This window comes from Rubritalea sp. (assembly GCF_039830215.1).
Taxonomy (GTDB): domain Bacteria; phylum Verrucomicrobiota; class Verrucomicrobiia; order Verrucomicrobiales; family Akkermansiaceae; genus Rubritalea.
Genome location: NZ_JBDOPO010000370.1, coordinates 1 through 5,083 on the forward strand (window position 1 = coordinate 1; position 5,083 = coordinate 5,083).

Consider the following 5,083-nt stretch of genomic DNA (forward strand, 5'->3'; position numbering starts at 1 on the left):
CTCGCTTCGTATAAGATTACTGTGAGCTCAGTCCAAAAGATGGAGCTCTAACGAGACTCTACAGCTGAACTAATCAATCAAACTCCATAGCTCAGTGCCAACCTGGGACTATGGAGTTTTTCTTGTTTACAGTAGAGATAGCAGTTGCCAGTGCGAGCAATTGCTGCGTAGTTTTCTGATGAAGAGCTGTTGAAGCTCATAATCCCCCCACTTTTAGGTATATATGAAATTTTCAGATCTAGCACTTTCCGAACCCATTCTTAAGGCAATCGCCGCAAAAGGGTACGACGAACCATCTCCAATCCAAGCCCAAGCAATTCCAGCGGTGCTTGAAGGTAAAGATGTGATGGCTGCTGCTCAAACAGGTACTGGCAAAACTGCCGGCTTCACACTCCCAATCTTGGAGGTCCTTTCTAAAGGTGCCCCAGCTAAACCGAATCAAGTGCGCGCACTGGTGTTGACGCCAACTCGCGAGCTTGCTGCTCAGGTAGTCGAAAGTGTTCAGACATACGGCAAGAACTTGCCGGTGAAGTCCTTGGTGGTTTTTGGTGGGGTAAAAATTAACCCACAGATGGCTAAAATGCGCCGCGGCGCAGACATCTTGGTTGCCACACCTGGGCGATTGCTCGACTTAGTAAACCAAAACTCAGTACGCCTTCAGAATCTTGAAGTCCTCGTATTGGATGAAGCGGATCGCATGTTGGACATGGGGTTCATTCACGACATTAAGAAGCTCTTGGCTAAGATGCCGCGGAAGCGTCAAAACCTTCTTTTCTCAGCTACTTTCTCGGATGATATTCGCAAGCTTGCAAAAGGCTTGGTTAACAACCCGGTCGAAATCTCAGTGACTCCGCGCAATGCGACTGCTGCAACTGTTGAGCAGTGGCTTTGTCCAGTGGACAAAGAGAAGAAGCAGGCAGTGCTCACGCATCTGATTAAGGACAGAGCTTGGGAGCAGGTACTTATCTTTAGCCGTACAAAGCACGGTGCTGACCGTATTTCTCGTCAGCTCGAGAGTAAAGGCATCAAATCTGCAGCCATCCACGGCAACAAGAGCCAAGGGGCCCGCACAAGAGCTCTAGCTGGTTTCAAAGATGGCTCTATCCGTGCGCTTGTCGCAACTGACATCGCCGCACGTGGAATCGACATCAATCAGCTTCCGCAGGTTGTGAACTTTGATCTTCCAGATGTCCCTGAAGATTATGTCCATCGTATTGGCCGTACTGGTCGTGCTGGATCAGATGGTCAGGCTATTTCTCTGGTCTGTGCAGAGCAATTCCCTCAGCTGGTGGATATTCAAAATCTCACAAAGAAGTTGATACCAGTCGTGGAGCTCGATGGCTTTACCGTGACTCAGCCATTGCCAGAGTCCCGTGTCGGGCAACGACCAATCAAGCGCCCTAAGAAGGAGCAGCAAAACCGTGGCGGTGGTCGTCGTGGTGGCGGTGGAAATTCAAGAGGTGGTGCTCCAGGGGGTAAAAAACCTGGAGGCAGCGAAAAAAGATTTGGGAGTTCCCGCAATGGTGGTGGCCCTAGTTCTGGTGGGGCTGGTAGGACACGTGGTCGCGGTGGGATGGCTAGTCAAAAGCGCTCAAGTCACAATAGATAGACTTTCAATAGATTACACTAATTCTAGTGCTCTACTTTGCCCGTTCTGGCGAGGTGGAGCTTTTTTGTGCCTCTAAAAAAAGGGGTTGTTGTCCTTTTCTAAGCCCACTGTAGTGAGTGGACCGTGCCCAGGGCAGAGGATCGTTTCATTAGGAAGTTTCAATACATGGTCACGAATGTTAGCGAGTGCTGTCGAGTAGCTTTCAGTGCTCATGCACTTACCTATCGAACCCGCAAAGATCGAATCACCAACAATACAAATAGGTCGCTCAAGCCCTTGGATAAAAAAGGCGCGTGCAGGATTGTAGTGGCCGGTGACGTCCAGTATTTTTATATAGAGCTTGCCGAACTGCATATTGTCTCCGTGGCTTAGTTCCTCGGGAAAACTTTTTTGACAATGCGCGAATTCAATGACTCCAGCCGTATGGTCAGGGTGGTTATGAGTGATAAATAAGTGGGCTGGGCTAGGGGCTAGAACATGCAGTTTGCTCGAGTCCGTTCCTGTATCAAAAATCAATGCGCCTTTGCTGGAGTGCACGATGTACGCATTGACGCCGAGGTGACCAAAAGGGCTAGTGACTTGGGTGAGACCTGGAATACGGTGTGTTTGCGGATCATACTCTTTGAGCTGGAGTAGATTGTCTGCGTTGAGTTGTAAGTGGGGGGCCAGCATGTGGATTACTGCGGCGTCCTCTTGGCCATTGATGCATGCAGTTATACGGCCTTCATTGATCCCTGCCAGCAAGGCTAGCTGAGCAATCGTGCAGCCGTGACCGCGGATGGCTTTGCTTAGGCAATCGTTGAAGTCGTCTTCTAACATTTAGTGCATTGGCGTTTGTTGATTGAGCCAATCAGAAAGAATCTCAACTGCAGCAGCCTGATCAATGAGGCCTTTTTGTTTTCGTGCGTTTTTGCCTGCGGCATGGAGTTTTTGCGCAGCCGACACAGTTGTAAGTCGCTCGTCGATGAAAGTAATAGGCAGTGGGCTAACAAGGGATTTTTCTAATTCCTCAGCAAAGTCTCTTATTTTTGCAGCAGCAGTTCCTTCTGAACCATCCATCCGATAGGGTAGCCCAATAATGATTTGTTTTACCAGCCTTTGAGAAATGAGAGTGTTGATTCTCTCTAGTGGGGGCGTTTGTTGGACGTGAATTGTCTCTAACGGGTGGGCTAAAATTCCTATAGGGTCAGTGATGGCGAGTCCTATGCGAGCATCACCGTGATCAATTCCTAAGGCTGGGTGTTGGTCTTCCATTGTTAAATATTCAGGGGCGTCAGTGCTGTGTCATTCTTAACAAATTTTGACAGAATTGACAGTGAGGAATGAGTGCGCATATTTTTTGTGGTTCCGAACTTCACTTTAGAAGGATTTCACCCTAAAAAGGATAGTATGAAAAACATAGTTGTCTGTATCGATTTCTCGCACGGAACTGAACGTATACTGAAAGCTGCTAGTCAGTTTGCGAAAGCTCTCCAGGAGCATGTTTACCTAGTGCATGTGATTGATGATACCCCATTGTTCACCATGTACGGGATGTACCCCGAAGAGGTGCCGGCTATCGCTGAGTACCGTGAGTTAGCCAGTGCCAGAGCTGAGGCCAAGATGGAGGAGGCTAAAGCGAATCTCGCAAGCATGGGATTGGCTGTTATTACCGAAATTCTCGATGGACAACCACAAACAGCAATAATGGACTTTGCTGCAAAAGTTGCCACAGATATGGTGATTGTAGGGACCCACGGGCATTCAGCTATTGGGAGTGTGCTCATGGGAAGTGTTGCTAGTGGATTAGTGCGCCAGGCTAAGATGCCTGTGTTAGTTGTGCCGTGTGGCGAGTGAATTCTTATAAATTCTGATCTGCTGACAAGCGACTCCTTGACATGGCGCGCTAGCTATCGAAAAATCACCGCGTGAAGAAAACCCGTACTAAACAGCTCATCCTAGCGGGCATGGGAGCCATGCTAACCTACGGTGCTATAAATCTTGTGAATGCAGCAAATGTAGAAACTCCAGCAGATGTGGCAGCAGCCCCAGTTGGAGCAGAAAAGACGGCTTCGGGCTTAGCCTCGAAGGTATTAAAAAAGGGAACAGGTACAGAAAAACCAGGTGCGCGTGACGAGGTCACAGTGCACTACAGTGGTTGGACTCTTGATGGAAAGCTCTTTGATAGCTCGGTCCAACGTGGACAGACGACATCTTTCCCCTTGAATCAAGTAATCAAAGGCTGGACCGAAGGTCTTCAGCTTATGGTTGTTGGTGAGAAACGCCGATTCTGGATTCCCGCGGAACTAGCATATGGCGAAAATCCAGGTGGCGGTCGTCCAGGTGGAATGCTTTGTTTTGATGTCGAGCTCTTCGATATCAAAAAAGCGCCAGAAGCTCCAAAGCCTCCTAAAAATGTAGCCGCTGCTCCAGCAGACGCACAAAAGACTCCTTCAGGTGTGCCAACTCAAATTGTCACAAAAGGCGAAGGCTCAAAAACTGCGGAAGAGAACGATCAGGTTACTATGCACTACTCAGTATGGTTAGCTGATGGTGATTTGCTAGAAAGCTCAAAAATGAAGGGTGATCCTATCGTCGTAGCTCCGAATAAACTGCCTATTCCAGCTTGGAGTGAGGCTGTCCAACTTATGACAAAAGGTGAGACTCGTCTCATCTGGCTCAGTTCTGAGCAAGCGTTTGGTGAGAATCCCCCTCCAGGTGCACCTAAAGGAGCTGTTTGCTTTGAGATCGATCTTGTTGATATGAAGAGCATGCCAGCGCCTCCAGCCACACCTAAAGATGTGGCTGCGGCACCTGCTGATGCAGAAAAAACAGCTTCAGGCCTGCTCTCAAAAGTACTCACTAAAGGCACAGGTGCTGAAAAGCCTAAGGCGACTTCTACTGTTGAAGTGCATTATAGTGGCTGGACATTGGACGGTAAGATGTTCGATAGCTCAGTAACTCGTGGTCAGACCACATCTTTTGGTCTTAATCAGGTGATCCCAGGTTGGACAGAAGGCCTTCAGCTCATGGTTGAAGGAGAGAAGCGTCGTTTCTGGATCCCTGCAGATCTTGCATACGGTGAAAATCCAGGTGGGGGCCGCCCAGGCGGCATGCTCTGTTTCGACGTAGAGTTAGTTAAAATCAAATAACTAGACCTAAATACACAGGTTTTCTAAGCCCGACTGGTTTCAGTCGGGCTTTTTTGTGCCGATTGATCACTGTCTGACTAGAATTTACAAAGAATTCTAAATCTTTATAGATGTTGTTAACTCCTTGGAAGGTGCTGTTGTTGAGCGCTTAGCGGACTACTTATAAAAGGTGGTTCTAAAAAAATCAAAAAAAGATGTCGAAAGAGCTTGCGTAGGGTCTGGGAATATGTAGATTGCGCCCCGCCTCACCTGTCACAGGGAGCGCGAGTGAAACTAACTTCAGCTCTTCGAGACTCGGTCTCATAGCTGCATTTAACTTTCCTCGAACGAGATCTTTTACACA

At 48.3% G+C, this 5,083-nt stretch carries 5 protein-coding genes; 3 read left to right on the top strand and 2 right to left on the bottom strand.

From position 1 onward, the window contains the following. Positions 1 to 223 precede the first annotated feature (223 nt). Positions 224 to 1,609, top strand: coding sequence for a DEAD/DEAH box helicase (locus ABGY95_RS12640; RefSeq protein ID WP_347442046.1), 1,386 nt, complete (start codon positions 224 to 226; stop codon positions 1,607 to 1,609). Positions 1,610 to 1,681: 72 nt separating this feature from the next. Here the strand turns inward: ABGY95_RS12640 and ABGY95_RS12645 are convergent, their stop codons facing one another. Both ABGY95_RS12645 and ruvX read right to left on the bottom strand, forming a co-directional pair. After that, positions 1,682 to 2,428: an MBL fold metallo-hydrolase gene (locus ABGY95_RS12645; protein WP_347442047.1), complete on the bottom strand. Its 747-nt coding sequence runs from the start codon at positions 2,426 to 2,428 to the stop codon at positions 1,682 to 1,684. Then, positions 2,429 to 2,863, bottom strand: coding sequence for a Holliday junction resolvase RuvX (ruvX, locus tag ABGY95_RS12650; RefSeq protein ID WP_347442048.1), 435 nt, complete (start codon positions 2,861 to 2,863; stop codon positions 2,429 to 2,431). 135 nt (positions 2,864 to 2,998) lie between these two features. On the opposite strand from ruvX, the gene ABGY95_RS12655 reads away from it, so the two are divergent. Next, positions 2,999 to 3,445, top strand: coding sequence for a universal stress protein (locus ABGY95_RS12655; RefSeq protein ID WP_347442049.1), 447 nt, complete (start codon positions 2,999 to 3,001; stop codon positions 3,443 to 3,445). A gap of 71 nt (positions 3,446 to 3,516) precedes the next feature. Next, entirely contained in the window at positions 3,517 to 4,740 is a 1,224-nt protein-coding gene (locus tag ABGY95_RS12660) for an FKBP-type peptidyl-prolyl cis-trans isomerase (RefSeq protein WP_347442050.1), read from the top strand. The last annotated feature ends 343 nt before the right edge of the window (positions 4,741 to 5,083 follow it).